This window comes from Hymenobacter gelipurpurascens (assembly GCF_900187375.1).
GTDB lineage: Bacteria > Bacteroidota > Bacteroidia > Cytophagales > Hymenobacteraceae > Hymenobacter > Hymenobacter gelipurpurascens.
Genome location: NZ_FYEW01000001.1, coordinates 1,574,093 through 1,598,962, shown reverse-complemented (window position 1 = coordinate 1,598,962; position 24,870 = coordinate 1,574,093). Strand labels below are relative to the sequence as shown.

The 24,870-nt window shown below is 56.1% G+C and carries 26 protein-coding genes; 13 read left to right on the top strand and 13 right to left on the bottom strand.

What is annotated here, in order from left to right; all coding sequences use genetic code 11:
• Nucleotides 1–90 precede the first annotated feature (90 nt).
• From CFT68_RS06825 to CFT68_RS06800, 6 genes are all read right to left on the bottom strand, one after another.
• Nucleotides 91–3,243, bottom strand: a complete 3,153-nt coding sequence (locus CFT68_RS06825) for an efflux RND transporter permease subunit (RefSeq protein ID WP_088842637.1) — start codon at nt 3,241–3,243, stop codon at nt 91–93.
• Between the two features lie 136 nt (nt 3,244–3,379).
• Nucleotides 3,380–4,525 (bottom strand): efflux RND transporter periplasmic adaptor subunit, encoded by a 1,146-nt coding sequence (locus CFT68_RS06820; protein ID WP_245815296.1) that lies wholly within the window; start codon nt 4,523–4,525, stop codon nt 3,380–3,382.
• 2 nt (nt 4,526–4,527) lie between these two features.
• Nucleotides 4,528–5,811 (bottom strand): TolC family protein, encoded by a 1,284-nt coding sequence (locus CFT68_RS06815; RefSeq protein WP_141106473.1) that lies wholly within the window; start codon nt 5,809–5,811, stop codon nt 4,528–4,530.
• Nucleotides 5,812–5,998: 187 nt separating this feature from the next.
• Nucleotides 5,999–7,354: a sensor histidine kinase gene (locus tag CFT68_RS06810; protein WP_088842634.1), complete on the bottom strand. Its 1,356-nt coding sequence runs from the start codon at nt 7,352–7,354 to the stop codon at nt 5,999–6,001.
• Nucleotides 7,355–7,509: 155 nt separating this feature from the next.
• On the bottom strand, nt 7,510–8,184 hold the full coding sequence (locus CFT68_RS06805; protein ID WP_088842633.1) for a response regulator transcription factor: 675 nt from the start codon (nt 8,182–8,184) through the stop codon (nt 7,510–7,512).
• 149 nt (nt 8,185–8,333) lie between these two features.
• The gene (locus tag CFT68_RS06800) at nt 8,334–8,672 is read right to left on the bottom strand and encodes a tetratricopeptide repeat protein (protein ID WP_088842632.1); all 339 of its coding nucleotides are present in this window, start codon (nt 8,670–8,672) and stop codon (nt 8,334–8,336) included.
• A 76-nt stretch (nt 8,673–8,748) separates the two neighbouring features.
• On the opposite strand from CFT68_RS06800, the gene CFT68_RS06795 reads away from it, so the two are divergent.
• The 4 genes from CFT68_RS06795 to CFT68_RS06780 all read left to right on the top strand — a co-directional run bounded on the left by CFT68_RS06795 (nt 8,749) and on the right by CFT68_RS06780 (nt 11,983).
• Nucleotides 8,749–9,489, top strand: a complete 741-nt coding sequence (locus tag CFT68_RS06795) for an electron transfer flavoprotein subunit beta/FixA family protein (RefSeq protein ID WP_088842631.1) — start codon at nt 8,749–8,751, stop codon at nt 9,487–9,489.
• Nucleotides 9,490–9,585: 96 nt separating this feature from the next.
• Nucleotides 9,586–10,563, top strand: coding sequence for an electron transfer flavoprotein subunit alpha/FixB family protein (locus CFT68_RS06790; protein WP_088842630.1), 978 nt, complete (start codon nt 9,586–9,588; stop codon nt 10,561–10,563).
• Between the two features lie 124 nt (nt 10,564–10,687).
• Complete coding sequence (locus CFT68_RS06785; protein WP_088842629.1) at nt 10,688–11,311, top strand: bifunctional nuclease family protein; 624 nt, start codon at nt 10,688–10,690, stop codon at nt 11,309–11,311.
• A gap of 126 nt (nt 11,312–11,437) precedes the next feature.
• The gene (locus tag CFT68_RS06780; RefSeq protein ID WP_088842628.1) at nt 11,438–11,983 is read left to right on the top strand and encodes a YfiT family bacillithiol transferase; all 546 of its coding nucleotides are present in this window, start codon (nt 11,438–11,440) and stop codon (nt 11,981–11,983) included.
• 180 nt (nt 11,984–12,163) lie between these two features.
• On the opposite strand, the gene CFT68_RS06775 is transcribed toward CFT68_RS06780, so the two are convergent.
• The gene (locus tag CFT68_RS06775; RefSeq protein ID WP_088842627.1) at nt 12,164–12,973 is read right to left on the bottom strand and encodes an ABC transporter ATP-binding protein; all 810 of its coding nucleotides are present in this window, start codon (nt 12,971–12,973) and stop codon (nt 12,164–12,166) included.
• A 75-nt stretch (nt 12,974–13,048) separates the two neighbouring features.
• A complete protein-coding gene (locus CFT68_RS06770) occupies nt 13,049–13,780 on the bottom strand; it encodes an MlaE family ABC transporter permease (protein WP_088842626.1) in 732 nt (243 codons plus the stop codon).
• Nucleotides 13,781–13,894: 114 nt separating this feature from the next.
• Between CFT68_RS06770 and CFT68_RS06765 the strand changes: the two genes are divergently transcribed.
• The gene (locus CFT68_RS06765) at nt 13,895–14,608 is read left to right on the top strand and encodes an SDR family oxidoreductase (protein WP_088843697.1); all 714 of its coding nucleotides are present in this window, start codon (nt 13,895–13,897) and stop codon (nt 14,606–14,608) included.
• A gap of 37 nt (nt 14,609–14,645) precedes the next feature.
• Here the strand turns inward: CFT68_RS06765 and CFT68_RS06760 are convergent, their stop codons facing one another.
• Nucleotides 14,646–15,422: a head GIN domain-containing protein gene (locus tag CFT68_RS06760; protein ID WP_088842625.1), complete on the bottom strand. Its 777-nt coding sequence runs from the start codon at nt 15,420–15,422 to the stop codon at nt 14,646–14,648.
• 11 nt (nt 15,423–15,433) lie between these two features.
• On the opposite strand from CFT68_RS06760, the gene CFT68_RS06755 reads away from it, so the two are divergent.
• The 6 genes from CFT68_RS06755 (at nt 15,434) to CFT68_RS06730 (ending at nt 20,149) form a co-directional block, all read left to right on the top strand.
• Nucleotides 15,434–16,126 (top strand): SDR family oxidoreductase, encoded by a 693-nt coding sequence (locus CFT68_RS06755; protein ID WP_088842624.1) that lies wholly within the window; start codon nt 15,434–15,436, stop codon nt 16,124–16,126.
• The gene (locus CFT68_RS06750) at nt 16,127–16,357 is read left to right on the top strand and encodes a hypothetical protein (protein ID WP_088842623.1); all 231 of its coding nucleotides are present in this window, start codon (nt 16,127–16,129) and stop codon (nt 16,355–16,357) included. It begins immediately after the preceding gene.
• A gap of 4 nt (nt 16,358–16,361) precedes the next feature.
• Nucleotides 16,362–17,270 carry a gliding motility-associated ABC transporter ATP-binding subunit GldA gene (gene gldA / locus CFT68_RS06745; RefSeq protein ID WP_088842622.1) on the top strand — a complete coding sequence of 303 codons (909 nt, stop codon included), beginning with the start codon at nt 16,362–16,364 and terminating at the stop codon, nt 17,268–17,270.
• Nucleotides 17,271–17,317: 47 nt separating this feature from the next.
• Nucleotides 17,318–18,043, top strand: a complete 726-nt coding sequence (gldF, locus tag CFT68_RS06740) for a gliding motility-associated ABC transporter permease subunit GldF (RefSeq protein ID WP_088842621.1) — start codon at nt 17,318–17,320, stop codon at nt 18,041–18,043.
• Between the two features lie 76 nt (nt 18,044–18,119).
• Nucleotides 18,120–19,838, top strand: a complete 1,719-nt coding sequence (gene gldG, locus CFT68_RS06735) for a gliding motility-associated ABC transporter substrate-binding protein GldG (protein WP_088842620.1) — start codon at nt 18,120–18,122, stop codon at nt 19,836–19,838.
• A 47-nt stretch (nt 19,839–19,885) separates the two neighbouring features.
• The gene (locus CFT68_RS06730; protein ID WP_088842619.1) at nt 19,886–20,149 is read left to right on the top strand and encodes a hypothetical protein; all 264 of its coding nucleotides are present in this window, start codon (nt 19,886–19,888) and stop codon (nt 20,147–20,149) included.
• A 32-nt stretch (nt 20,150–20,181) separates the two neighbouring features.
• On the opposite strand, the gene CFT68_RS06725 is transcribed toward CFT68_RS06730, so the two are convergent.
• The gene (locus CFT68_RS06725; protein ID WP_088842618.1) at nt 20,182–20,625 is read right to left on the bottom strand and encodes a BLUF domain-containing protein; all 444 of its coding nucleotides are present in this window, start codon (nt 20,623–20,625) and stop codon (nt 20,182–20,184) included.
• A gap of 275 nt (nt 20,626–20,900) precedes the next feature.
• Here CFT68_RS06725 and dnaN point away from each other — a divergent pair, with 275 nt between their 5' ends.
• Together dnaN and gldC are read left to right on the top strand one after the other, a co-directional pair.
• On the top strand, nt 20,901–22,025 hold the full coding sequence (gene dnaN, locus CFT68_RS06720; RefSeq protein WP_088842617.1) for a DNA polymerase III subunit beta: 1,125 nt from the start codon (nt 20,901–20,903) through the stop codon (nt 22,023–22,025).
• A gap of 93 nt (nt 22,026–22,118) precedes the next feature.
• A complete protein-coding gene (gldC, locus tag CFT68_RS06715) occupies nt 22,119–22,457 on the top strand; it encodes a gliding motility protein GldC (protein ID WP_088842616.1) in 339 nt (112 codons plus the stop codon).
• A gap of 85 nt (nt 22,458–22,542) precedes the next feature.
• Here gldC and CFT68_RS06710 read toward each other — a convergent pair whose 3' ends face one another.
• The 3 genes from CFT68_RS06710 to CFT68_RS06700 all read right to left on the bottom strand — a co-directional run bounded on the left by CFT68_RS06710 (nt 22,543) and on the right by CFT68_RS06700 (nt 24,836).
• The gene (locus CFT68_RS06710) at nt 22,543–23,058 is read right to left on the bottom strand and encodes a hypothetical protein (protein WP_088842615.1); all 516 of its coding nucleotides are present in this window, start codon (nt 23,056–23,058) and stop codon (nt 22,543–22,545) included.
• 269 nt (nt 23,059–23,327) lie between these two features.
• The gene (gene dcd / locus CFT68_RS06705; protein WP_088842614.1) at nt 23,328–23,864 is read right to left on the bottom strand and encodes a dCTP deaminase; all 537 of its coding nucleotides are present in this window, start codon (nt 23,862–23,864) and stop codon (nt 23,328–23,330) included.
• A 102-nt stretch (nt 23,865–23,966) separates the two neighbouring features.
• A complete protein-coding gene (locus tag CFT68_RS06700; RefSeq protein WP_088842613.1) occupies nt 23,967–24,836 on the bottom strand; it encodes a hypothetical protein in 870 nt (289 codons plus the stop codon).
• Between the last annotated feature and the right edge of the window lie 34 nt (nt 24,837–24,870).

Below are 24,870 nucleotides of genomic sequence, written 5' to 3'. Positions count from 1 at the left end.
ACTGTCTAGGCCAGGTATTCACCCAACCAGCCAGACGCAAGAACGCCCGACCATATGGTCGGGCGTTCTTGCGTCTGGCTGGCAGCTTGGCTAATGGGCCAGCATGGGTTGCTGGTGCAGCTCGGGATGCAGCTCAGGGTCGTCACCGTAGTGAGTGTGCTGGGCACGGTAGGCGGCGTTGAAGATCAGGGGGAATATGAGCAGCGTGAGGATGGTGGCCGATACCAGGCCCCCAATTACCACAATGGCCAACGGCTTCTGTGTCTCGGAGCCAATGCCGGTGCTTAGTGCGGCCGGGAACAAGCCAATCATGGCCATCAGGGCCGTCATGACCACGGGCCGCACGCGGGAAGCCACGCCGGTGCGCAGGGCTTCGGGCAGGCTCATCTTCTTGCGCATATTCTGTTTGAACACCGTAATCAGAATCACCCCGTTTTGAATACAGATGCCAAACAGGGCAATGAAACCAATACCCGCCGAAATGCTGAAGTTGGTGTGCGTGAGATGCAGGGCCACAATGCCACCGATGAGGGCAAAAGGTACGTTTACGAGCACTAGGCCAGCATCTTTGGCATTGCCGAACGTGATGAACAGCAGAATAAAGATGATGACCAGGGCCACGGGCACCATCTGGCTCAGGCGTTGCTGGGCGCGCACCTGGTTCTCAAACTCCCCGGCCCAGGCAATGCTGTAACCTTTAGGCAGGTGAATCTGAGCGTTTACTTTCTTCTGCGCCTCGGCAATAGTGGAGCCCATATCCCGGTCGCGGACGGAGAACTTCACGGCAATAAAGCGCTGCCCATTGTCGTGATACACCGAGGCGGGGCCGTTTACCGTCCGGATGGAGGAGATTTCCTTGAGCGCCACTTGGCCGCCTTTCAGGGTAGGCACACGCAGCGCCCCGATTTCTTCTTCGGTGCTGCGGTATTGCTGGGGGTACCGGATGCGGATATCGAACTTCCGCTCGCCCTCAAACAGCTGCGTAGCCGCCTTACCGCCAATGGCCATTTCCACCACGGCTTGGGCATCAGCAGCTGCCACACCATACGTGGCCATACGGTTCTGATCGAGCAGAATACTCATTTCGGGCTGGCCTAGGTTGCGCAGAATGCCCAGGTCTTTCACGCCCCGCACGCCCCGCAAAATCGTGGCTACGGAGTCGGCTTTGGCATTGATCTGCTTGAGGTCGTTGCCGAAAATCTTGACGGCCAAGGAGGCGTTGATGCCTGCCACGGCTTCGGCTACGTTGTCAATGATAGGTTGTGAGTAGTTGTAGATGACGCCCGGATACACGCGCAGCTTCTTATCCATCTCCTCGATGAGCTGCTCCTTGGTAATCTTGCGCTTCCATTCTTCCTGCGGTTTCAGGTTCACTTGGCACTGCACGTAATACATGCCCGAGGGGTCAGTGCCGTCGTTGGAGCGGCCCGTCTGGCTGAGCACACCGTTCACCTCGGGAAAGGAGCCTAGGATCTTGCGGAACTCCGCCACCTGCTTGGTAGTGGCCGTCAGCGATGAGGACATCGGTAACTTAGCTTCTACCCACAGCGCGCCTTCGTTCAGCTCGGGCAGGAATTCAGAGCCCAGAAACGTATAAGAATATAGCACGCCCGCCATCAGGGCAAAGGAGGCAACCAGGCTCAGGCGCTTGTTGGCCATCGTGAAGCCAAAGGCCCGTACCACATTCCGGTCGAAGAAGTTAACGATGGGGTTGTTCTTCTCCCGCACGTTCTTATTCAGCAGGATAGAAGCCAGCACCGGCACCAGCGTGAGCGTCAGTAGCAGGGCGCCAATGAGGGCAAAGCCAAGCGTGTAGGCCAGGGGGGAGAACATTTTGCCTTCTACTTTCTCAAAAGCGAAAATGGGGAGCAGGCAGGTCAGGATGATGAGCTTGGAAAAGAACACAGCTTTGCCCAATTCGCCGCCGGTTTTCTTGATCAGGCTCATCTTCACCAGCTTGTTATACACTGGCATGCCCACCTTATGCGCTTTGTGGTCGAGCACTACAAAAATGCCTTCCACCATCACCACGGCCCCATCGATGATGATGCCGAAGTCGATGGCGCCCATGCTTAGCAGGTTGGCGCTCATGCCTTTCAGGCGTAGGCAGATAAACGCAAACAGCAAGGCCAGTGGCACTACCACACCCACAATTAGGGTAGAGCGCCAGTCGGCCATAAACAGGAACACCACCAGCGTCACGAGCACAATGCCCTCAATCAGGTTGTGAATCACGGTTTCGGTGCACTTGTCCATCAGCACGTCCCGGTCGTAGAACGTCACCAGCTTCACGCCGGAGGGCAGCACTTTGGTGTTCAGTTCCTCAATCTTGTCTTTCACGCGGCCTAGCACCTCGGCGGGGTTTTCGCCCTTACGCATAATCACGATGCCCTCCACCACGTCGTCGTTCCCATCCAGGCCGGCCTGGCCTACGCGGGGCAGGTGACTTTCCGTTACGCGGGCCACGTTGCGCACCAGAATAGGCGTACCGTTCACATGGTCGACGATGATGTTGCCGATTTCCTCCGGGTTTTCCAGTAGGCCTATCCCGCGCACCACGTAGGCCTGTCCGTTCTTCTCAATCACGTCGCCACCCACGTTGATGTTGCTCTTCTGCACGGCCTGGAATACTTCCAGGGGCGTAAGGTTATACATCTGGAGCTGAGCCGGATCGGCCGTGATTTCATACACCTTTTTGGTGCCCCCAAACGCGGCAATATCGGCCACGCCGGGCACGCTCTTTAGGGCGCGCTCCACCACCCAGTCCTGGATGGCCAGTAAATCGTTGGTGGAGCGGCCTTTGCCCTGCACGGTGTAGCGGAAAATCTCACCGGTAGGCCCGTACGGCGGCTGCACATGGTTTTCGCAATCGGAAGGCAGGCTCACGCCCGCCAACAGGTTGTTCACCTGCTGCCGGGCGTAGAAATCATCTACGTCGTCGTCGAAGTTGATTTTGAGCACCGACAGACCGAACATGCTGATGGAGCGCATATTGCTCTTCTTCTGCACCGAGTTCATGGCCACCTCAATCGGCACCGATACGAACCGCTCCACCTCTTCCGCCGAGCGGCCGGGCCACTGGCTTACAATGATGATCTGGGTGTTGGTAACGTCCGGAAACGCCTCAATGGGCGTGTGCACGTAGCTATAGACGCCGCCCGCAATGAGCAGGGCCGTCATGAAGAAGACGAAGAAGCGGTTCTTGAGCGAAAACGCGACTACTTGTTGAATGAACTTACCCATAGGATTAAGTAGCTAGAAGGCAGAAGCTAGGAGCTAGAATTGGTTCAGCGTAAACTGGGCGGCAGAAGCAGGCAGCAGAATGACTGCTGAGGCCCTTGCCGCAGCTGCTAGTGCTTAGCTTCCAGCTTCTTGATAATTAGTCGTTCAGCTCGTCGTACACGAGGAGCTGGTTCTGGCCGATAACCCGCTCACCATCCCGTAGGCCAGTCTGGACGTAGCTCACGTCGCCGACGGTTTTGGCAATCTTCACTTCGCGGGTTTCCACATGATTACGGTCCTTAAAGACCATCACGAAGTTGCGGTCCTTATCGAACACCACGCTTTTGGAAGGCACGGCCAGCATTTGTTGCTTTTCGGTGTTGAGCACCTTTACCTGCGCGTACATTTCGGGCTTGAGCAGGTAGCCGGGGTTACTAAGGCGCACGCGCACCTTCATCACTTTGCTCTCGGGGTCGAGCACGTTGAACACCTTGTCGATGCGGCCTGTGAAGTGCTTGTCGGGGTAGGAAAGGGTCGTGACGTCGGCGGCGTATCCTTCCTTCACCTTCGAGATGTCTGACTCAAACACGTTGGCCATAATCCAGATGTCATCCAGATTGCTGACCGTGAATAGGTTGCCAACATTGTCAGCATTGAACTGCATATGATCCGTCACGTTCTTCTCCGTGATAAAGCCCGAGATGGGCGCCCGCAGCGTGTAGGTGCCATCAGCCGATACGCCGTACACGCTTAGCTGCTTGCGGCTCTTGCCCACATTGCCTTGCGCCTTGCGCAGCTCCTGGCGGGCCAGGCTCACGTCGCGCTCCGAGGCCAGGCCGGCGGCATACTGGTCTTCCAGCACCTGCAGGTTTTTGCGGGCAATGTCGAGGTCGGTGCCGGCGCTGCTGCTCTGGTTTTGCAGGTCCGCAATTTCACCGCTCTTAATCACGGCCAGCACCTGCCCCTTGGTCACGTGGTCGCCAAGCTCCACTGAGAGCTGCTCCACCACGCCGCCTACCAGCGGGTACACTTTCACTGTTTTGTCGCCGTTGGAAGCAATCTGGCCCGAAAGTGTCAGCTCATCACGCACCGGCTGGGCGCGTACCGTATCAATTTTTATTTCCCGCATCATTTGGTCAGAGAGCGAGAAGCCAGCTTCAGCCTTGGAGGTAGCGTCTGCTTCATCAGCTTTGGAGCAGCCCCCCAATCCGAGGGCAAGCGGGAGGGCCAGTGAGGTGGCCAGGGTGGCATAGCGGTTCATGGAATGGCGACTTGAGAAGCGGCAGGAGAGGACGGAAAACATGATTATTCAGCTTTGAACACCGGGCGGCCCACGGCATAGTTAAGTTGCTCAAAGGCCCGCACACGGCTGGCGCGCAAGTTGTTGAGCTGCACGAGGTTGTTTTTGTAGCTCTCGTAGAAGTCCAGGAATTCCACGAGCGTGAGGTTGCGCTTGGCATAGCTCTCATCAATGCCCTTCATCAGGCGGTCGAAATCCGACGTTTCCCGGTCGGTGCCCTGATAGAGCTGATCCGTTTGGCGGGCCTGGCGCCAAGCTTCCTGCACATCGTTCTTCACTACCAGCTGCTGCTGGCCTAGCTGGGCCTTGCTAACCTCTACCTGGTTTTGCGCCGTGCGGATGTTGCCTTGGTTGCGGTTGAAAATGGGCACTGCAATGCCCAGCGTCACGGCATTGTAGTTCTGGATGTAGTTGCCGGCGCGGTCGTACACGTAGCCCAGGGCCAGATCGGGGGCGGCCAGGGCGCGCTGGTAGCGCAGGTTCTGGGCCTGCTGCTGCACACTGGCCTGGCGGGCCTTCAGGTCGGCGCGGTACACCTGCGCCGAGTCAACGAGCTGCTCTTCGCTGCGGTCGGCCAGCGAGAGGCTTCTGAGGCGGTTTGAGTCGGCGTTGGGCAGATAGTAGGCGCCGCTGGTGTCGCCCATCAGAACGCGCAGATCAGCGTGCTCCGAGGCAATATCGTTGAGCAGGGCCTGGTGCTCATTGCGCAACTGAAAGAGAAAGGCTTTCAGGCGGATAACTTCTTTGAGCGCAATGTTGCCCTTGCTGTACTGGCTCTGGTAGAGGCCTACTGTGCGCTCAAAACTGGCTACTTCCTTGTCATACACGCCCACGCTTTGCTGCTTGTAGTACAGGTCGTAGAAAGTGCTGCGGAGCTGAAAGCGCAGGGTCCGAACCAAGTCCTCGAAATTGAATTGCTCCACGAGGGCGTTTTGCTGCGCAACGCTGGTAGCGGCTTTGCGGCGGCCGGCAATGGCAAACAGCTGCTGCACCTGCACGGCGGTATTGCCGGTGCGGGTTACGTCAAGGGCTTTGCGGGTCTGGGGGTTGTAGGCGTTCTGCTCCAGCGAAATGGTGGGGTTGTCCCAGAGCTTCGCTTGCAGAACCTGGGCTTCCGCCGCCGAAACGTTGTAGCGTTGGGCCAGCAAATTCAGATTGCTTTCCACGAAGCGCTTTTCGGCTTCTGGTAGCGTAAGCCGGACCGTGTCGGCGCGTAAAGGAGCCGCCTGCGTGCGGATAGAGAGGCCAAGCAGCAGAGAGGCTGTCAGCAAATAAAAGAAGCGTTGCATATCCGGTTTTCGCGTTTGGATATGCAAGGGTACGCCCACCGTATTAAGGGCGTATTAGAGGTGAATTAGAAAAGGATTAGAAGAGATAATTATTTCTATTAGGTATTTCTACAAGGTCTAGAACCGGGTTTCTGCCTCAGACTGAACGGAAGCTTTCAGAGTGCTTAACGCGGTAGCTATGATGTTGCTAAAAGCTGATTTGTGCCGTGGTGCCCTGGCCTAGCTGAGAAGTAATAGTCAGCTGGCCGCCGTGTACTTCAATAATGCGGCGCGACAATGCCAGGCCAATACCATGTCCTGTTACCCCACGGGCATTATCGGCTCGAAAGAAAGGCTGAAAGATCTGCGGCAGCGCTTTTGCACTGATACCAATGCCGTGATCTTCAATCCGGATATGGCTGCGGCCCTGGTGGTGCGAGAACTGAACCGAAACCAGGGTGCTAGGCGCTGAGTATTTCAGCGCATTATCCAGCAGATTTTTTAGGGCACGGCTTAACAACTGCCGGTTACCCATTACTTCCATATGGTCGGCATTGTCAGGCAAGTCGAGCAGCGTAATCTGCACGCGGCGGCGCTGTTCGGGCTCTACCGATGCGCGCGCTTCCCATAGCAACTCATCCAGCCGGATAGTATCACCGATGGCACTGCTGGTGTCGGCCTGCGTGAGTTCCAGTAGACTGTTGAAGAGAGATTTAAGCTGCTGAAGCTCGTGAAGTACCGAGTCCAGCCCTTGCTGGTATTCCTCCGGGTTGCGGGCCCGGGTCAGGAGCACCTGAATTTCCCCGATGGTGGCCGTGAGAGGCGTACGCAGCTCATGCGAAGCATTGCTCACAAAGGTGCGTTGCGTTTCAAAGCCATCCTCCAGGCGCTCAAGCATGCGGTTGAAGGTGCGCGCCAGGCGGGTCAGCTCATCCTGCTCGTGGCCTAGCTCCTCGTTTACGCGCAAATGCAGATCCTGCGTGGTAATGCGGTCTACCTGGTCGTTGACGGCTGCAATGGGGGCCAGGGCCCGGCCGGCAAACACTCGCCCGGCTACGTAAATAACCACCAGACTCACGACAAAAATGGCCGCCAAAATAGAAGCCAGATACTCCAGACGCGCCGCGCCCGAGTGGTTTTCGGCCGCCGCCACAATGATGTATTCACCCTGGTTGTCGCTGTAGAATAGGCCTACCGCCTGGCGCCGGCCCAAATCGAAGTACACTTCCTTTTCCGTGAGAATGCGCGCCAGAATGCGTTCGGGAATCTTGATGCGTACATCCTGCTCAATAAACCGCGGCTGAAGCTTGGAGTCGTAAATCTGCAGCACCTCGCCCGTAAGCGTACGCAGGTAGCGCCGTTGGAAGTTGCGGAACGCTTCGGCCCGCAGCTCATCCTGCTCCAGAAAAACATAGCCCGTTACCTCGGCCCGGTCGCGCAGGCGCTGGTGGAATTCCTCGTGCGTATAATCAGCCTGCAGAATATACACCACCGACATGGCCGCCAGCAAAATAACGGCTACCAGGCCCAGGAAGAGCCACGTCAGACGGTTGCGGATGGTCATGTGATGGGGTGATGAGGTGACGAGATTAAGAGGTGATGGAGTAAAGAGGGGGAGAAGTGGGAGTGGCCTAGGCCACTCTATGCCTGTAAATGGGCGGAGGAAAAGGCAGAATCACCTTCATCACGTCATTCATTATCTCCTCATCTCACCTTTTACTATTGGTGGCGCAGCACATAGCCCATGCCCACCACTGTATGAATGAGCTTCTGCGCGAAGCCTTTATCAACCTTGTTGCGCAGGTAATTCACATACACATCTACCACGTTGGAGCCCGCATCGAAGGAATCCTCCCAAACGTCGCCGGCTATTTCGGCCCGGCTCAGCACCCGGCCTGGGTGGCGCAGAAACAGCTCCAGCAAGCCAAACTCGCGGGCCGTAAGCTTGATGGTCTGGCCTGCTCGCGCCACTGTTTTGGCCGCCGTGTCCAGCGTGAGGTCATCGAACGTGAGCACGGCACTCTTAACCTGCTGGCCCCGGCGGCGTGTGAGGGCATGCACCCGGGCTACCAGCTCCGGAAAATCGAAGGGTTTCACCAGATAATCATCGGCGCCGCCTCCGAAACCGTGGAGCTTGTCCTGGGTGGTACCGAGGGCCGTTAGCATGAGCACCGGCGTCTGCTGGTTTTGGGTACGTATCGCCCGCAGCACCTCTAGGCCACTAAAGTGAGGCAGGATCACATCCAGAATAATCAGGTCGTAGGCGCGGGAGAGGGCCAGTTGCTGCCCAAAACGCCCATCGTAGGCCACTTCTACCTCCATGCCTTCTTCCTCTAGGCCTCTCTTGATAAAGGCAGAGACTTTCGGTTCGTCTTCAACGAGCAGAATTTTCATGGAGGAAGTTAGAGGCGTGAGTAAGGCAACGGTACAGCGTCAACCGTCTGCCTGACTACTAAGTAGGGGAGGTGAAGCAAATTTTTGCAAATAAGATGAAGGCCGGGTGAGTGTGTACTTATCGGCCTGCGTGCTGGCTTGTGCGGAGCTTAATCATCCTCATAATCGAGGCCCAAACACTGGTTCAGGGCCTGCTGCAATTCGCTGGCGGCGTGCATTTGGCCGGCCCGGCGCGCTACCGATAGGCCTAGCCGGTAAACTTTTTCGGCCTCATCGGGCTTTTTTAATTGCTCCAGCATCTTGCCTGCGTGGTAATACGTACCCACGTAATCCGGATGCTCGGCAAGCAGCGTATTATAGTACTCCATGGCCCTTTCTGGCTCCGTTTCGCGGTATTCCGTGGCAATGGCGTAGATGGTAAAAGGGTCCTTGGGGTCGTCTTCGAGGAAGGCGAGTAGTTGTTGTAAGCGGCTTGGCTTGGTTTCCATCAGGTAGTATTTTCAGTATCTTCGCCCCAAATTTGGGGCTTTCCCGTAGTTTCTCCTTCACCACAAGCAGCCGTAGATGAAGTTTCTCGTTTGCATCAGCAACGTGCCCGACACGACCACTAAAATTGCCTTCACGCCCGATAACAAGGAGTTTAATAAGGCCGGCGTGCAATTCGTTATTAATCCGTGGGATGAGTATGCCCTCACTCGCGCAATTGAGCTAAAAGAAGCCCAGGGTAGCGGTACTGTTACGGTACTGAACGTGGGCGAGGCCGATACTGAACCAAATATTCGCAAAGCGCTGGCTATCGGCGCCGACGATGCTATCCGCGTGAATGCCTTCCCGAAGGATGCGTTCTTCGTGGCCCAGCAGATTGCCAGCATCGCCAAAGATGGCGGTTATGATGTGATTCTGATGGGTAAGGAAAGCATTGATTACAATGGTTTCCAGGTGCACGGCATGGTAGGCGAGCTGCTCGGTATCCCGACGGTGGCCCCGGCCATGAAGCTCGATATGAGCGGCAACACTGCTACACTGGAACGCGAAATTGAAGGCGGCAAGGAAATCGTGGAGGTGAATGCTCCGTTCGTGGCTTCCTGCCAGCAGCCCATGTGTGAGCCTCGCATCCCGAACATGCGCGGTATCATGACGGCCCGTACCAAGCCCCTGAAGGTGGTGGAGCCCGTGGGCGATGCGCCGCGCACGGAGGTAGCCGAGTACGCGCTGCCCCCCAAGAAGCAGGGTGTAAAGCTCATCCCCGCTGAAAGCGCCGGTGACCTGATCAAGCTGCTCCGCAACGAAGCCAAAGTTATCTAGAAACGGTTGGGGCTGACGTAGAGCGGAATGAGGCCAGCTAGGCCACTATTCATGCTCCGTTCGGCTCACAACCTCCAACATTTAAGATTTCCTACAATGTCTGTACTAGTTGTTGTTGAATGTGACGGCGGTGAGGTAAAGAAATCCTCGCTGGAAGTAGCCTCCTATGGCAGCCAGGTGGCCCAGATGCTCGGCACTACTGCCACGGCTGTTGCCGTAGGCGAGGCTACCGAGGCCAATCTGGCCGCGCTCGGTGAGCAGGGTATCACGAAAGTGCTCTACGATGCAGAGCCCCGTCTGAAGGACTTCGTGAACGGCGCCTACACTAAGCTGATTGCTGCTGCCGCTCAGAAAGAAGATTCTAAAGTAATTGTACTGGCTAACTCCAACATCGGCGCGGCCGTTGGCTCGCGCCTGTCGGTACGTTTGCAGGCTAGCCTAGCTACCAACGTAGTGGAGCTGCCTAAGAACGACGGTGGCCAGTTCACGGTGAAGCGCGGCGCCTTCTCGGGCAAAGCCTTTGCTGATGTAGTACTGAGCGGCGACCGGAAGATTCTGGCCGTAAAGAAAAACTCCATCGAGGCCCTGCACGAAGCCGGCAAAACTGCCCAGGTAGAGTCTTTCTCAGCTCAACTTACTGATGCTGACTTTACGGATGCCCCGAAGCAGGTAATCATGCAGGAGCAGACGGGTGGAGTATTGCTACCTGAGGCTGATAAAGTGGTTTCGGGTGGCCGTGGCATGAAAGGCCCCGAGAACTGGGGTCTGATTGAGGATCTGGCGAAGGCACTAGGCGCAGCTACGGCTTGCTCCAAACCAGTGTCCGACGTCGATTGGCGCCCTCACCACGAGCACGTGGGCCAGACCGGCATCACGGTATCGCCGAACCTGTACATTGCGTGCGGTATTTCGGGTGCTATTCAGCACTTGGCGGGCGTAAACTCGTCGAAGGTTATCGTGGTCATCAACAAAGATCCGGAGGCTCCTTTCTTCAAAGCTGCTGATTATGGCATCGTAGGCGACGTATTTGACGTATTGCCCAAACTAACCCAGGCCGTAAAGGAACTGGGCTAGGCCACTGCCGCCGCGTTGGCGCCGATTAATTGCTGGGAGCCGCGGTTTTATGGCAATTGATTAGCACATTCGTATATAGCAGCAGGGCAGTGTCTAATACTTCAGTAAATCAGTACGTTACCTGGTGAAAAAAATTCAGCTCGAAATTCTGGGCCTCTCGTCCAGCCAGTCGCAGTCGGGTTCGTTTGCCCTTATTCTGGGTGAAAAAACCGGCAACCGGCGCTTGCCGATCATTATCGGCATGTTTGAGGCGCAGAGTATCGCCATTCAGATAGAGAAAATCAATCCGAACCGGCCCCTCACGCACGACCTTTTTAAGGCCTTTGCCGAGCAGGTGCATGTAGCCGTGTTGGAGGTCCTGATTTCCGACCTCAAAGAAGGCGTGTTCTACTCCAAAATTGTGTGCTCTGATGGGGCCACGACGTTTGAGCTGGACTCGCGCCCTTCCGATGCCATTGCCATCGGCCTACGCTTTGGCGTGCCGATTTATACGGTGGAAAGTGTGCTCAGTGAAGCCGGTATCATTCTCTCCGACCTCGACGAAAATGCGGACGAAGACACCGACGACGAAGATGAGGACGAGGATGACGTTTCGGGCGAAACGGCTGGACCCCAGCCCGAGCCCCGCGAGCCAAGCGGACAGGTTTCGTTGGATGAGCTGACCAAAATGCTGGCCCAGGCCCTCGAAAAAGAAGATTACGAGAAGGCTGCCAAAATCCGCGACGAACTCAACAAGCGTAACGGCTAAGGTATCGGCCTCAACTACTTTGCAACGGCTTCTCTGAACAAGAGAGGCCGTTGCTGTTTCTAAGCCACCTGCACGCTGAGTACTGCCCGGTGGTGTTACTTTGCGTGCCCCTTCACCCTACATTACATGGAAACTACTGCCACCCCCGATCTGCGTTTTCCCATAGGCCACCCCATTTTGCCCGATGAGCCGTTGGAGCGCGGCGCCCGCATGGCCTACGTAGCGCAGATTGCGCTGCTCTCGGACCAACTGCGTGCCGCCGTTACAGGCCTTACGCCGGCCCAACTGGATACGCCCTACCGGCCCGGCGGCTGGTCGGTGCGTCAGGTAGTGCATCATTTGCCCGACTCGCACCTCAACAGCTTCGTCCGCTTCAAGCTGGCCCTAACGGAAGATAACCCCACCATCTGCCCCTACGAAGAGCAGCTATGGGCTGAGTTACCTGATACTGCCGCAACACCACCGGCGGTGTCGTTGGCCTTGCTGGAGTCACTGCATATCCGCTGGACATTCCTGCTGCGGAACCTCACGGAGCAGCAGTGGCAGCGCACGTTCTATCACCCGGGCACCAAGCGCAAGTTCACCCTGGAGCAGGCGCTGGTGCTCTACGCGTGGCACGGCCGGCACCACGTAGCGCACATCACAGAGCTTCGGCGTCGCGAAGGCTTCTAGGCCACCAAGCCTGTCATTGCGAGCAGAGCGACGCAATCCTTCCTTCCAGTTGCGCCAACGGCGGCCTACTGAAAAGCCCTTACTTCCACAGTGGAGGTAAGGGCTTTTTTGGTCGTCAACGGCTCGTGCATTGAGAAAGATTGCGTCGCTTTGCTCGCAATGACGACGACTACAATCAGATTAAATATTGATTGCCTCGTCGGTGGTGGCGGCAGCTAGGCCACCTTGGGTTTCGTCGTCTACTTTTTTGGCGGCGCGTACTAAGCTGCTGCTGAAGATAAACTCCTTTAGCTCGGGCACCTGGGCGTTCAGGATTTCATCCTTGTTGCCGTCCCAGAGCTTCTGGCCTTTGTAGAGGAAGATGATATGGTCACCGATTTCGATGACTGAGTTCATATCGTGCGTTACTACGACGGTCGTGATGCCGTATTCGTGCGTGATTTCGTGAATCAGCTCGTCAATCTTGATGCTGGTGAGCGGGTCGAGGCCGGAGTTGGGTTCGTCGCAGAATAGGTACGTACAGTTAGGCGCAATGGCCCGCGCAATACCTACCCGCTTCTTCATGCCGCCCGATATCTCGGAGGGCATTTTGGTGCCGGCGTTTTCTAGTCCTACGCGCTTGAGGCAGAATTCCACCCGATCTTTTCGCTCTTCGCGGCTCATTTCCGTCATGAGCATTTTCAGCGGAAACTCCACGTTTTCGGCTACCGTCATGGAGTCGAACAGGGCTGAGCCCTGGAACAGCATTCCGATTTTGCGACGAATTTCCTGCTTGATGTCCACTTTGTTGTTGGTGAACACGGTGCCATCGAAAGTGATGCTGCCAATATCGGGCTTCATCAGGCCTACAATGCACTGCAACAGCACCGATTTACCAGTGCCGGAACCGCCCAGTAGCAGGTTACACTTACCCGTTTCGAAGGTGCAGTTGATGCCTTTCAGCACCTGATTGCCATCGAAGGATTTCTGGATATTATGTACTTCAATCATGAGAGAAGCTAGGAGATAGAAGCCAGAAGACAGAATAAAGAGAATATTCTCAAGTATTTATTCGAGGCTTCCGGATTACAACAGAATGGCTGCCAAGGCGAAGTCGGCTACCAGAATCGCAATAATGGAATTGTTCACGGCGTCGGTGCTGGCCGCGCCAACTTCTAGGGCACCGCCCTGCGTGTAGTAGCCTTTGAACGCCGAAATAGCGGATACCAGGAAGGCAAACACCACCGATTTAATCAAGGCAAACACAATGTTGTAGGGAATGAAATCGGTCCGAATTCCTTCCACGTACTCCTGAGCTGAAACCGCGCCCGTGAGCGTACCGGCCAGATACCCCCCGATGATGGACAACGCCATAGCCAGAATCACGAGGAGCGGAAACATCAGCATGGCCGCAATAATTCGGGGCAATACCAGGTAAGAGGCTGAGTTGATACCCATTACTTCAAGCGCGGCAACCTGCTCCGTGATGCGCATGGTGCCTAGGCCACCCGCAATGCTGGAACCAACCTTACCCGCCAGCACAATGCTGGTGATGGTGGGGGCCAGCTCCAAAATCGTCATTTCGCGCACCATGTACCCGATGGTGCTCTTCGGGATGAGCGGATTGGTAAGGTTGTAGGCAATCTGCACGCACGTAACGGCCCCAATGAAGGCCGACACGATGGCAACAATAAAGATGGAGTTTACGCCAATGACGATACATTCGTCAATTGTGCGGGTCCAGAGTACACTAAAACGCTCTTTTCGGGAGAGCATACTCTGGATAAAGAGCAGAAATTCGCCAAATGACTTGACCATAAAAGCGGAACAGAAGAAGGAAAAGCGGGTTCTTGTGGTCGGGGAGGCCTGCCATAGAATATGGAGGAGCTAACCCGCCTCACTTACGTAAAAACAGTTTCAGCAATCAAAGGAATGCAAAAAAATATCGTGGTGATTACCGGGGGTACAAAGGGAATCGGCCGGGCGCTGGTACTCAGGTTTCTGCGCGCTGGCTATCCGGTAGCCACCTGCGCCCGTTCTACCACCGACCTCGACGCGCTGCAAGCTGCCGTACAGGCCGAACTTCCCGCCGCCCAGCTGCACACGCACCCCGCCGACCTGAGCCAGCAAACCGACGCGCACCGCTTCACCGACTTCGTGCGTGGCCTGGGCCAGGTGGAGGTGCTGGTAAACAATGCGGGAGCCTTCATTCCGGGCCGCCTGCAGGATGAACCCCAGGATGGCTCGCAGCTGCGCCAGATGCTGGCCGCCAACCTGCTCAGCGCCTACGACGTGACGCTGGCCCTGCTACCCGGCCTAATTGCGCATCGCAAGGGGCATATTTTTACTATTTGCTCCACGGCCAGTCTCACGGCCTATCCTAATGGCGGCTCTTATGGCATTGCCAAATTTGCGCTGCTGGGTTTTACAAAAAACCTGCGGGAAGAGCTGAAAGAGCACAACATCCGTGTGACGGCCGTGCTGCCGGGCGCTACGCTCACGGCCAGTTGGGAAGGCACCAACCTGCCCGCGGAGCGGTTTATTCGGGCGGAGGATGTAGCCGAGGCCATCTTCAGCACGTTCAGCCTCTCGCCGCAAGCAGTGGTAGAAGAACTCCTGATTCGGCCCCAGCTCGGCGATTTGTAGGCCACTCTGTTGACCAGCAGAACCTACGAAGTGGCAGTTATTCCTTCACCAGCCTGCCCTTGCCCGTAACCCGCAGATCAGTAGCTGGCATGCCGTGGTAGTAAACCGTCCCGATGCCTGCATGAACGCCCGTGAGTAGCTCGGAAGGTCGGAAGTAGGCACTGCCTTCGCTGTCGAAATTAGAGCGCAGATACACTTGACGAGTTGGTAGGCCAGTAGCATACGTGCTGCCGCCGCCGCCAATGGTGAGGTGAAGTTCGTCGGTTTGGCCTTCCAGATAGATGTCGCCTAGCTCGTACTGGTCTGCGTTCAGGTATTTGCTCTGGAGGTTCAAATGATAGTCGCCGGAACCTACAAGGTGCACGAAGAGCGTATCGGCCCGGAAGGGGCCGGCGGTCCGGATATCGGCCTGCCCACGCAGGAATACATCGGTGAGGCGGGGCGTGTGCAGCGTAACTTCGCGGGGCGTGTTGTAGCGGCGTACCCAGTTGCAGCGGCTGGTATTCCGGATGGTGAGTTGGTTGCCTTCTACTTCCAGCCGAATATCATCCTGCAGGTTTTTGCCGGCCCGTACTTCGGCGTACGTTTCCGTGTCCTGCACAAGCGTCACCTGCACATTATCGTAGGTGGTGAGCACCCGGAAAGGAGATAATGCCCGCCGCTCCGTAATGATGTTGCCGGTACTCGTGAAGCAACCCGCCTCATTTTCCTTCTGGCAACCTGCCAACGACAGCAAAGCCACGACTCCAATGGCCGATGCACGTAAAAGCCGACGTGGGGCGCTAACTTGCATCCCTATTTCAAACCAAGTCATCTGGTACTGCTATGGACTTAAGCGGCAAGGTAGCCATTATCACAGGCGTCAGCAAAGGAATTGGGCGGGCTACCGCCGAGGCATTGCTGGCAAAAGGTGCCCTAGTGGCTGGTTGGGGCCGTACGGCGCCCGAAGGGTTGGAGCACGAGCGTTTCCAGTTTTTCGAGTGCGATGTGCGCGATGAAGTGGCCGTGAAAGAGGCCTATACCAACACCCAGCGCGAGCTAGGTCAGGAAATACATGTGCTGGTGAACAATGCCGGCCTAGGCCACTTCGGCCCAGTGGACGGCTTCTCTTCCGATGACTGGCACGAGATGTTTGATACCAACGTGCATGGGCTATTCTATTGCACCAAGGCGGCGCTGCCCCAGATGAAAAAGCAGCAGCTAGGCCACATCATCAATGTGGCTTCTCTGGCCGCCACTGCAGGCTCTGCTAACCTAGCGGGCTACTGTGCTACTAAGTACGCTGTGCGCGGCTTCTCCGATGCGCTATTTAAGGAAGTGCGCCCCGCCGGCGTGCGCGTGACATGCGTGATGCCTGGCTCCGTGGAAACGAACTTCAATGGCGCCACGCCCGGCCAAGAGCCTGATCCGCACCAGATGCAGCCCGAGGATATTGCTGCTACTATTGTGCACGCTCTGGAAGCTCCGCAAACGACGATGATTTCAGAAATACAGATGCGGCCCACGCAGCCTAAGTAGATGGGTGAAAAGTGGAAGCTTGTTCTACCTGTACCATTAGATGATGGAATAGATCATTTAGTATTAGAGGAAGATTCTATGCAAACAGGAGGCTTCTTTGTGTATTACTTAAATAGTGTCGATTTAAGTACTGGTGGTGACGAGTGGTACGAAAACTTTGGCAATGCTCTTAGTGTAGCCACTGAATTTGGGTTGTCTGCTTCTGATTGGCAGCCAATTGAATTAGACTAAGCAAATGGTAGAAGTTCAACAGCTGACGAAAACCTTCGGCACGCAAGTGGCCGTCAACAACATCAGCTTTACGGCCGGTAAAGGCGAAATCCTGGGGTTTCTGGGGCCCAATGGGGCAGGCAAGTCCACGACTATGAAGATTGCCACCGGCTACCTGCCGCCCACCGCCGGGACCGTGGTAGTGGAAGGCTACGATGTGCTGGCGGCTCCCCTAGAAGTGCGCCGGCGCGTGGGCTATCTGCCGGAGCACAACCCGCTCTACCTGGATATGTACGTGCATGAGTATCTGGAATTCATTGGCTCCGTGCACGGACTGAAAGGCAACCATTTACAGCAACGCGTGCGCCAAATGGTTGACCGCGTAGGCCTGGGCCGGGAGCAGAACAAGCAAATCGGGGCGTTATCGAAAGGCTACCGTCAGCGCGTAGGCCTGGCTCAGGCGCTTATCCACGACCCTGGCGTGCTCATCCTCGATGAGCCCACAACTGGCCTAGACCCCAACCAGATTGGCGAAATCCGGACCCTGATTCGGGAGCTGGGCCAGGATAAGACGGTCATCTTCTCCACGCACATTCTGCCCGAAGTAGCTGCTCTCTGCAGCCGCGCCGTTATCATCAACCGTGGCCAGCTCGTAGCCGATTCACCAGTTTCGGAACTGGGTGCCAAAGCGGCTGGCGAAACCATTATCCGCGCCGAGTTTGAGCAGCCGGTTGACACCACACCGTTGCTCGCTTTGCCCGGCATCAATCAGGTAGAACAAGAGGCTGGTAACACCTACCGCATTCGTGCTGCCGCTGGTTCTGATCAGCGCGGCGCTATTTCGCGCTTAGCCGCGCAGCAGGGTTGGGTGCTGCTAGGCCTACGGCAGGAAGAACAGTCGCTGGAGCAGGTGTTCCAGGCTCTGACGAAATAAGTGGACTCTCCGGATTTACCTATCAACTATCAGCACATCACTCCTAGATGTACGCCATACTTCGCAAAGAATTCAATGCTTTCCTGAGCTCCCCAGTAGCCTACGTGGTCATTGGCGTGTTTTTGGTGGCCACCGGCCTGTTCGTGTGGGTGTTTCCCGATAGTAGCGTGCTCGATTACGGCTACGCCGATCTGCAGACGCTCTTCAACATGGCCCCCTGGATCTTCCTGTTCCTGATTCCGGCCATCACCATGCGCACCTTCGCCGAGGAGAAGAAGGCCGGTACTATTGAGCTACTGCTAACCCGCCCGCTCACCGATACTCAGATAATAGGAGGGAAGTACCTGGCGTGCCTGCTGTTGGCGCTTTTGGCGCTGGTTCCGACGTTGTTGTACTACTACTCAGTGTACCAGCTGGGCGCGCCCAAAGGCAACATCGACTCAGCTGCTACGGTGGGCTCTTACCTGGGGCTGGCACTGCTGGCGGCGGTTTTTGCCGCTATTGGCGTCTTCGCCAGTGCCATCACCCGCGACCAAATCATTGCTTTTCTAGTGGCGGTGGTTGGCTGCTTTTTGGTGTATTCGGGCTTCGATTCGCTGGCCTCGGTATTTGATGGTTCGGTGGCCTACTACATCGGCCAGCTCGGTATTGCGGCCCACTACCGCGACCTGAGCAAGGGCCTCATCGACTCCCGCGACTTGCTGTATTTCTTAAGCCTGATTGTAGGTCTGTTGCTGGGCACGCGCCTGGTGTTGCAAAGCCGCAACTGGTAATCCAAATAGCCACTACTTGTCTGGGTTGAGCTACTGCTCAAGCTGACAAAAGAATCTGATCTGAATTCGCCGCTTTATGGCTTCATCTGCTCCTGTTGCTTCTGTTTCTACCACGCGCAAACGCCGCGACCTGACGCGCTTCGGTCTGGCGCTGCTAGGCCTGTTGCTGCTCAACTTCCTGGGTGGCCTTTACTTCTTCCGGCTGGATATGACGGAGGAAAAGCGCTATACCATGTCGGGCGCCACGAAGCAGCTGCTGGAGAACCTGAAGCAGCCCGTCACCGTGACGGTGTACCTCGACGGCGACTTCCCGCCGGCCTTTCGCCGCCTGCAGCAATCCGTGCGCGAAACCCTGAACGAAATGCAGGTGTACGGCGGCTCCAACCTGCACTATGTGTTTGTGGACCCCTCGGCGGCCGGCACCGAAAAGGCCCGCAACGAGTACTACGCCACACTGCTCAAGAAGGGCCTGCAGCCAACTAACCTGGGCGCCAACGAGAACGGGAAGCGCGTCGAGAAAATCATTTTTCCGTGGGCTACGGTCGCTTCCGGCGGCAAAGAGCAACAAGTGCTTCTGCTGCGCGGCAACCAGGCCGCCCCTTCCGATGTGCGGCTCAACCAAAGCATTGAAGGCCTAGAATATGAGCTGGCTAGTGCTATCCGCAAGCTGAGCCCCGGGAATCGGAAGCGCATTGGCGTGCTCGAAGGCCACGGCGAACTAAGCAATGCCGAAGCCGGCGACCTGATCGGCTCCCTACAGCAGTTCTATGATGTTTTTCGGGTGAACCTGAATAAGGCGCGCCCCCAGGATCTGCAAACGCTCAGTGCCATCATTGTGGCTAAGCCCGCCACCGCTTATTCTGAGCCGGAGAAATTCAAACTGGATAAATTTATCACGCAGGGCGGCAACGCCCTGTTCTTCGTGGATGCCATGCGCGTGAACCTGGATAGCGCCAACCGCGGCGGCATGCTCTCCTTCCCGATGCAGCTGAACCTGGAGGACCTGCTGTTCAAGTACGGCGTGCGCATCAACCCCGACCTGATTCTGGACCTCAACTCCGGCGTAGTACCCATGGTGACTGGCCTAGAGGGCGAAAAGCCCAAGGTAGAGCCTATGCCCTGGCAGTTCTATCCGCTCATCAACAACCTCAGCCAGCACCCCATCACCCGCAACCTCGATGCGGTGTACACCAAGTTTGTGAGCAGCATGGACACCGTGAAAGCCGTGGGCATCCGTAAAACGCCGCTGCTGTTCACCTCACGCTATACCCGCGTGCTGCCCTCACCAGTGCCCATCAACCTGAACGATGCCCGCCTGGAGCCTAATCAGAAGCTCTACAAGCAGAAGTTTCAGCCGGTGGGGTATTTGCTGGAAGGCCAGTTCCGGTCGCTTTACGCTAACCGTGCCGAGCCCTGTACCAACCAGTTTCAGCCCGAAGCTTCCCCGCAGGCCAAGCCTTCCAAAGTGCTGGTGCTCTCCGATGGGGACTTCGTGCGCAGCGAGCTGGACCCCAAAACCGGGCAGCCCTTCCGCCTCGGCTTCGACCGCCTCGCTAACACCGAATTTGCTAACCGTGAGCTGGTGTTGAATGCCGTGGATTATATGCTGGACGAAAGCGGACTCATCTCGGTACGCAGCAAGCAAATCACGCTGCGCCCTCTGGATAAGCTTCGGGTTGTGGAGGAGCGCCGCCGCTGGCAACTGCTGAACTTAGTGGCACCGCTGGTGCTGCTAGGCCTGTTCGGGGCGGTACGGGCGTGGCGTCGGAAGCGGCGCTATGCGTCGTTTAGCTAAGCTTAATCTACACCGGATTGTGGAACTCAACTTACCCTCGGTTTAGCATGGAAGAACTCTTCAGCTTTATCATAGCAGGACTTGTTGAAGCCTTATTCGGTGTGCTGGTTTTCGTGCCAATAGGCTTTATCTGGTTGTATTCGCGTTATCGGAACACGCAAATAGTAGAAGATATATTGGCCAGAGAGTACGATAATAGCTATGCCAATGCTGGACAAGTTGTGGTATTAAATACCGTAGCTGCTATCGGAATACTGCTCGTGTTGGCCCTGCTGTTTTTTGCACCCCTAGCACATTGGCTGCACAATTAACACGCTGTTTCAAACTGCTTGGCCGTACCCCCCTAGAACCTGATTTCGTCTTCCGTCACGAAGGTTGACAGCATGGCGTAAAGCGACGCATCCGTGTTGGTGGAATGGTCGGCGAGGTAGGAGTCTTGAGTAGGATTAAGATAGCCTAACAGATGCTGAAAATCTTCGGGATTGACGGCCTTAAAGCCCATCGACCATTGGGCGAAATTGCGCTCCTGAATTGGGCCGTCGGATAGTTTAGTGACGCGGTAATGCCGGTTGTCCTGCTCGATGCGCTGGAATATATAACGAACTTCTTCCTCAGGGCCCTCCAGCACCTGCATAATCTCCTCATTGCTGTATAGCAAGACGCCAGTGAGTTCATGCGCATGGTTCCAGGCGCGCGATTGGGTAAGAATTGCTTCCAGATCCTTTTCGCTCAGGGAGGTGGTAGCAGAGCTCTGATAAACTAGATGGTGTAAGGCAGTAACTGGCATGAACAAAAGGTGAGGGGTCTGTTCGCTAAAATACTAAACCTCCCTAACTTCTCTTTTACCAACTGAAACACCAAGGCAAAGCGTAATCAAGTGGCCTACGATAACCGAAGCAGACCGGAAATCCAAACCGACCAAATTTATCCCAACGGAGTGGCCTAGGGATATAGAGTGAAGACTTAATAAAGGGCCTAATTCATTGCACGGGGCGGTTTCCAAACCGGCTCGCGTTTCCTATCTTTGTCGTCTTCCAAAACACGCCAAAACCCACCTCTCATATGAAGTTCATCGTTTCGTCTTCCGCTCTGCTCAAGCAGCTCCAGAGCATCAATGGCGTGGTCACGAATAACCCCGTGGTACCGATTCTGGAGAACTTTCTCTTTGAGATAGAAGAGGGCAAGCTGATGATTACGGCCTCCGATCTGGAGACCAGCATGATGACCGAGCTGCCCGTAGAAGCCCGCGAAAGCGGCCGCATTGCCGCGCCCGCCCGCATCCTGCTCGATACTCTCAAAAACCTGCCCGACCAGCCCGTGACTTTCACGCTGGATGAGGAGACGTATACCATTGAAATTGCCAGCTCCAACGGCCGCTACAAGCTGGCCGGCGAGAATGCCACCGATTTCCCCCGCGTGCCGGTAGTGAAGGGCTCGACGCCCATTGATATTCCCTCCACGTCGCTGTCGCGCGCCATCAACAAGACCATCTTCGCGGTGAGCACCGACGAGCTGCGCCCCGCCATGACGGGAATATTGGTGCAGCTAGCCGACAACCAGGTAACCTTCGTGGCCACCGATGGCCACCGCCTGCTGCGCTACCGCCGCTCCGACGTAGGCGCTGGCCAGACGGCTAACATCATCATTCCGCGCAAAGCCTTCAATCTGCTGAAAGGCGCGTTGCCCTCCGAGGCCACTACGGTGCGTGTAGAGTTTAACAACTCCAATGCTTTCTTCAGCTTCAACCAGATGCGCCTCGTGTGCCGCCTGATTGATGAGCGCTACCCCGACTACGAAAACGTAATTCCGGTTAGCAACCCCAACAAGCTCATCATCAGCCGCCAGGAACTGCTGAACTCGGTGAAGCGCATCAGCATCTACTCCAACAAGACCACCCACCAGGTGCGTCTGCGCCTCGCTGGCTCGGAGCTGACGGTTTCAGCCGAAGACCTCGACTTCTCGAACGAAGCCAACGAGAAGCTGGCCTGCCAGTACGATGGCGAGGACATGGAAATCGGCTTCAACGCCAAGTTCCTGACCGAAATGCTGTCGAACATCGACTCTGAGGAAATTACGTTGGAGCTAAGCACGCCAAACCGCGCCGGCCTGCTCATGCCCACCACTCCGGATGACAACGAAAGCATCCTGATGCTGGTGATGCCCGTGATGCTGAACAACTACGTTTAACCACGGTTTGACTGAACAATCCAAGTAGCTCGTCATGCTGAGCGCAGCTTCGGCTTCGCTCAGCATGACGTTCTTTTTTAATCTTTTGCAGCCATGAAAAAATCCGAAATCCGGTTCAGCATTGCCCTCGACGATCAGAAAGTGCCCGAGGCCATCAGCTGGTCGGCCACCGATGCAGGTCCTGATATCCACTTCGCTAAAGCCATCAATATTGCCCTCTGGGACCGGGATGAGCGCGGTACCATGAAGATTGACCTCTGGACCAAGGAAATGCCCGTCGATGAGATGAAGCGCTTCTACGTGGATACCATGGGCGCCATGGCCGAGAGCATCATCACAGCCACCAACGACTCTGTGATGGCCACCAAGATGCGCGACCTGTGCCGCGTGCTAATGGACCACATTGAGGAAGAAGAGCGCGCTCAGAAATAAGGGTTTGCCTGAAAAGACAAAAAGTCCCGCCAGAAACTCTGGCGGGACTTTTTTTATATAACCAAGTGGCCTAGGCCACTGCAATCTAACGGGTTGTTGGGGCAGCAGTAGTTGTTCTGCTTGGCCCAATAGTAGCACCTTTGCTGCTGGCTGGCATTGGGTTCTGCACCGAGTTTACGAAAATGGCATTGCTGGATTGTGCCGCGTAATCTCGGTCATACTTACGAAAAGCAGCACGCGAGTCGTAGTAATTGCTGTACTGGTCGTTCGACAGAACCGCCTGAAGCTCCTTATCACGCTCCCGGCATACGGCGTCGCACTGCTCGGTAATTACTTTCTGGTTGCCGGCATGGCGCTGCTCAATAGCGGCCATTTTTGCTACTTTCTCTTCATTGATAGCACGCAGCTTGGTGGTCTGGTAGCCATTGAGGCGCAGGTCGCGGGCCATCTGGTCGGAGAGGCGCCTGGCACGCTCCTGCACCGGATTCAGCCGAAGTGAAGGCTTGGTTTTATCCTGGGGTTGGACCAACGAGGGACCTTGCTGAGCCTGCGCGCCGAAAGCGGCGAGCAGCAGAGCGGCGGTAGCAAGTTGCTTTCTCATCTGTATCTGCACGTTTTAAGTCAACAATCTAAGTCAGCTTCCCTATTCAAGGGTGGTTGAAATCAGGTGGCTTGTCTGGTTATTAACGAAAAACTGTGCCAGGGAGTTTATTCTATATCTAAAACATATAAATCCTTTTCCCTTCAACTGCCCAGCTTACTTAACAGAAAGGATCTTACATGATAAGAAGCAACTGGCCTAGCAGCCTTGCTTTCTCATCAGATAAGATCCTTTGCTTGGAGCCTAAGTAGGCGACCAGGTGGCCTAGGCTAAAACTGGTTTTTCCACATCATGGACTCCACCGGCTTAGTGGTGCGCTCGTTGTACTTGGCGTTGGCTTTGCGGTTATAAAACGTTTCGACATCGCCTTGCACGGCGAAGTAGATGAGTTGGCCTACGGGCATCAGGTGATACACACGTACCGGCATCGAAACGCTGATTTCCAGCGTCCAGGTGTTGCAGAAGCCGATGTCGCCTTTGCCAGCGGTGGCGTGAATATCAATGCCAAGGCGGCCTACGCTGCTCTTGCCTTCCAGGAAGGGCACGTGGGCATGGCTCTCGGTGTACTCCTCCGTAACGCCTAGGTAGAGCGTGCCAGGCTGCAGCACAAAGCCTTCCTCCGGGATTTCAAAGACATCAATTTCGTTGTGCTTGCGCGCGTCCAGCACGGCATCGCGGTAGGTAGCCAAGTAGCGGCCCAGGTGCACATCGTAGGAGTTGGTGCCGAGGCAGGTCCGGTCGTAGGGCTGGATAACAATGTTGCCGCGCTCTATTTCGGCGAGAATCTGCTGGTCGGTGAGAATCATGGGTTCAATTAAAAAGTAAGAATCAAGAACTGAGAATGAAATCGAAAACAGGCTTTGCAACGGCTTAGAGAGCTATTACAAAGGCTGTTCACTTCCCAGTTCTTAGTTTTCGTCATCGTCTTCGTAGCGGTCTTCGGGCAGGGCATTGGAGCGGCGCCGGGGCGTAGCGGCCGCGCCTGATTTTCGGTCCTCTAACTCATCGTTGAGAGCGTCAAGGCGGTTGCGCAGGTCGGCCAGGGGGCCAGTAATCAGGAATAGCGTGAGCAGGAGGGAACTGCCTGCCAGCAGCAACGTGAGGTAGTCAACCCAGTCATGACGAGGCGAAACATCCAGGGGGCGCAGGGCAGGGTAGCTGGCGGGCGTTGAGGCGAGGTTGCCTTCCGGAGTAGGCTGCGCATCTTCCATAGCAGCAGGCGCGGCGTTGGCCGGTGGCGTTACTTCCGCGTCGGCTGGAGCCGGTACGGCAGCACCATCGGCGGCCAGCTCCTCGGGAGCGGGGTCCTGGGAGGCATTGAACTGTGCCGTACCCAGCTTGATAACCCGCTGCAAAGCCCGGATAAGTGAAACCCGCTCGTCGCGAGGCAGCACCCGCACAAAAAACTCGAAGTTCTTGTCGACCAATACCGTATTCAGCTGCTTCTCAAACTCGACCAGATCGGCACGGCCTGAGCCAAAACGGCTTTTAAAGCGCTCCGATACATCGTTGTAGTTGTGAAAAAGCTTCTGCAGATCGGGCCGGCCGGGGAAACTATCGAATTCCCGGCGCGCCTTCGCGGTGCGAAGCCCAGCCGGAAACTTGCCGCGGGCAAACGTCTTGTCGTAGACGGTTTCCATGGTGCGGAAGTTTAGTTCGTCAACAGTGCGGTCGAAGAGGCGCTTGTTGGCCGCCGCGGGCGTTTCCGTTTGGGCCAGAAGCACACCGGGCACGGCTAGCCACAGCAGCAGCAGAAATATCGAACGAAATCGGAGCATAGCAGCAAATGGATTTGCCGCAAAGGTAGCCGGT

Bases quoted from the DNA above. Each gene is read 5' to 3' on its own strand.
- CFT68_RS06760 (WP_088842625.1), bottom strand. From the start codon at position 15,422: ATGACTTGGTTTGAAATAGGGATGCAAGTTAGCGCCCCACGTCGGCTT.
- gldA (WP_088842622.1), top strand. From the start codon at position 16,362: ATGGTAGAAGTTCAACAGCTGACGAAAACCTTCGGCACGCAAGTGGCC.
- CFT68_RS06820 (WP_245815296.1), bottom strand. From the start codon at position 4,525: ATGTTTTCCGTCCTCTCCTGCCGCTTCTCAAGTCGCCATTCCATGAAC.
- CFT68_RS06755 (WP_088842624.1), top strand. From the start codon at position 15,434: ATGGACTTAAGCGGCAAGGTAGCCATTATCACAGGCGTCAGCAAAGGA.
- CFT68_RS06805 (WP_088842633.1), bottom strand. From the start codon at position 8,184: ATGAAAATTCTGCTCGTTGAAGACGAACCGAAAGTCTCTGCCTTTATC.
- CFT68_RS06800 (WP_088842632.1), bottom strand. From the start codon at position 8,672: ATGGAAACCAAGCCAAGCCGCTTACAACAACTACTCGCCTTCCTCGAA.
- CFT68_RS06765 (WP_088843697.1), top strand. From the start codon at position 13,895: ATGCAAAAAAATATCGTGGTGATTACCGGGGGTACAAAGGGAATCGGC.
- CFT68_RS06750 (WP_088842623.1), top strand. From the start codon at position 16,127: ATGGGTGAAAAGTGGAAGCTTGTTCTACCTGTACCATTAGATGATGGA.
- CFT68_RS06730 (WP_088842619.1), top strand. From the start codon at position 19,886: ATGGAAGAACTCTTCAGCTTTATCATAGCAGGACTTGTTGAAGCCTTA.
- CFT68_RS06815 (WP_141106473.1), bottom strand. From the start codon at position 5,811: ATGCAACGCTTCTTTTATTTGCTGACAGCCTCTCTGCTGCTTGGCCTC.
- gldC (WP_088842616.1), top strand. From the start codon at position 22,119: ATGAAAAAATCCGAAATCCGGTTCAGCATTGCCCTCGACGATCAGAAA.
- CFT68_RS06780 (WP_088842628.1), top strand. From the start codon at position 11,438: ATGGAAACTACTGCCACCCCCGATCTGCGTTTTCCCATAGGCCACCCC.
- gldF (WP_088842621.1), top strand. From the start codon at position 17,318: ATGTACGCCATACTTCGCAAAGAATTCAATGCTTTCCTGAGCTCCCCA.
- CFT68_RS06700 (WP_088842613.1), bottom strand. From the start codon at position 24,836: ATGCTCCGATTTCGTTCGATATTTCTGCTGCTGCTGTGGCTAGCCGTG.
- CFT68_RS06775 (WP_088842627.1), bottom strand. From the start codon at position 12,973: ATGATTGAAGTACATAATATCCAGAAATCCTTCGATGGCAATCAGGTG.
- gldG (WP_088842620.1), top strand. From the start codon at position 18,120: ATGGCTTCATCTGCTCCTGTTGCTTCTGTTTCTACCACGCGCAAACGC.
- CFT68_RS06810 (WP_088842634.1), bottom strand. From the start codon at position 7,354: ATGACCATCCGCAACCGTCTGACGTGGCTCTTCCTGGGCCTGGTAGCC.
- CFT68_RS06795 (WP_088842631.1), top strand. From the start codon at position 8,749: ATGAAGTTTCTCGTTTGCATCAGCAACGTGCCCGACACGACCACTAAA.
- CFT68_RS06790 (WP_088842630.1), top strand. From the start codon at position 9,586: ATGTCTGTACTAGTTGTTGTTGAATGTGACGGCGGTGAGGTAAAGAAA.
- dcd (WP_088842614.1), bottom strand. From the start codon at position 23,864: ATGATTCTCACCGACCAGCAGATTCTCGCCGAAATAGAGCGCGGCAAC.
- CFT68_RS06825 (WP_088842637.1), bottom strand. From the start codon at position 3,243: ATGGGTAAGTTCATTCAACAAGTAGTCGCGTTTTCGCTCAAGAACCGC.
- CFT68_RS06725 (WP_088842618.1), bottom strand. From the start codon at position 20,625: ATGCCAGTTACTGCCTTACACCATCTAGTTTATCAGAGCTCTGCTACC.
- CFT68_RS06710 (WP_088842615.1), bottom strand. From the start codon at position 23,058: ATGAGAAAGCAACTTGCTACCGCCGCTCTGCTGCTCGCCGCTTTCGGC.
- CFT68_RS06770 (WP_088842626.1), bottom strand. From the start codon at position 13,780: ATGGTCAAGTCATTTGGCGAATTTCTGCTCTTTATCCAGAGTATGCTC.
- dnaN (WP_088842617.1), top strand. From the start codon at position 20,901: ATGAAGTTCATCGTTTCGTCTTCCGCTCTGCTCAAGCAGCTCCAGAGC.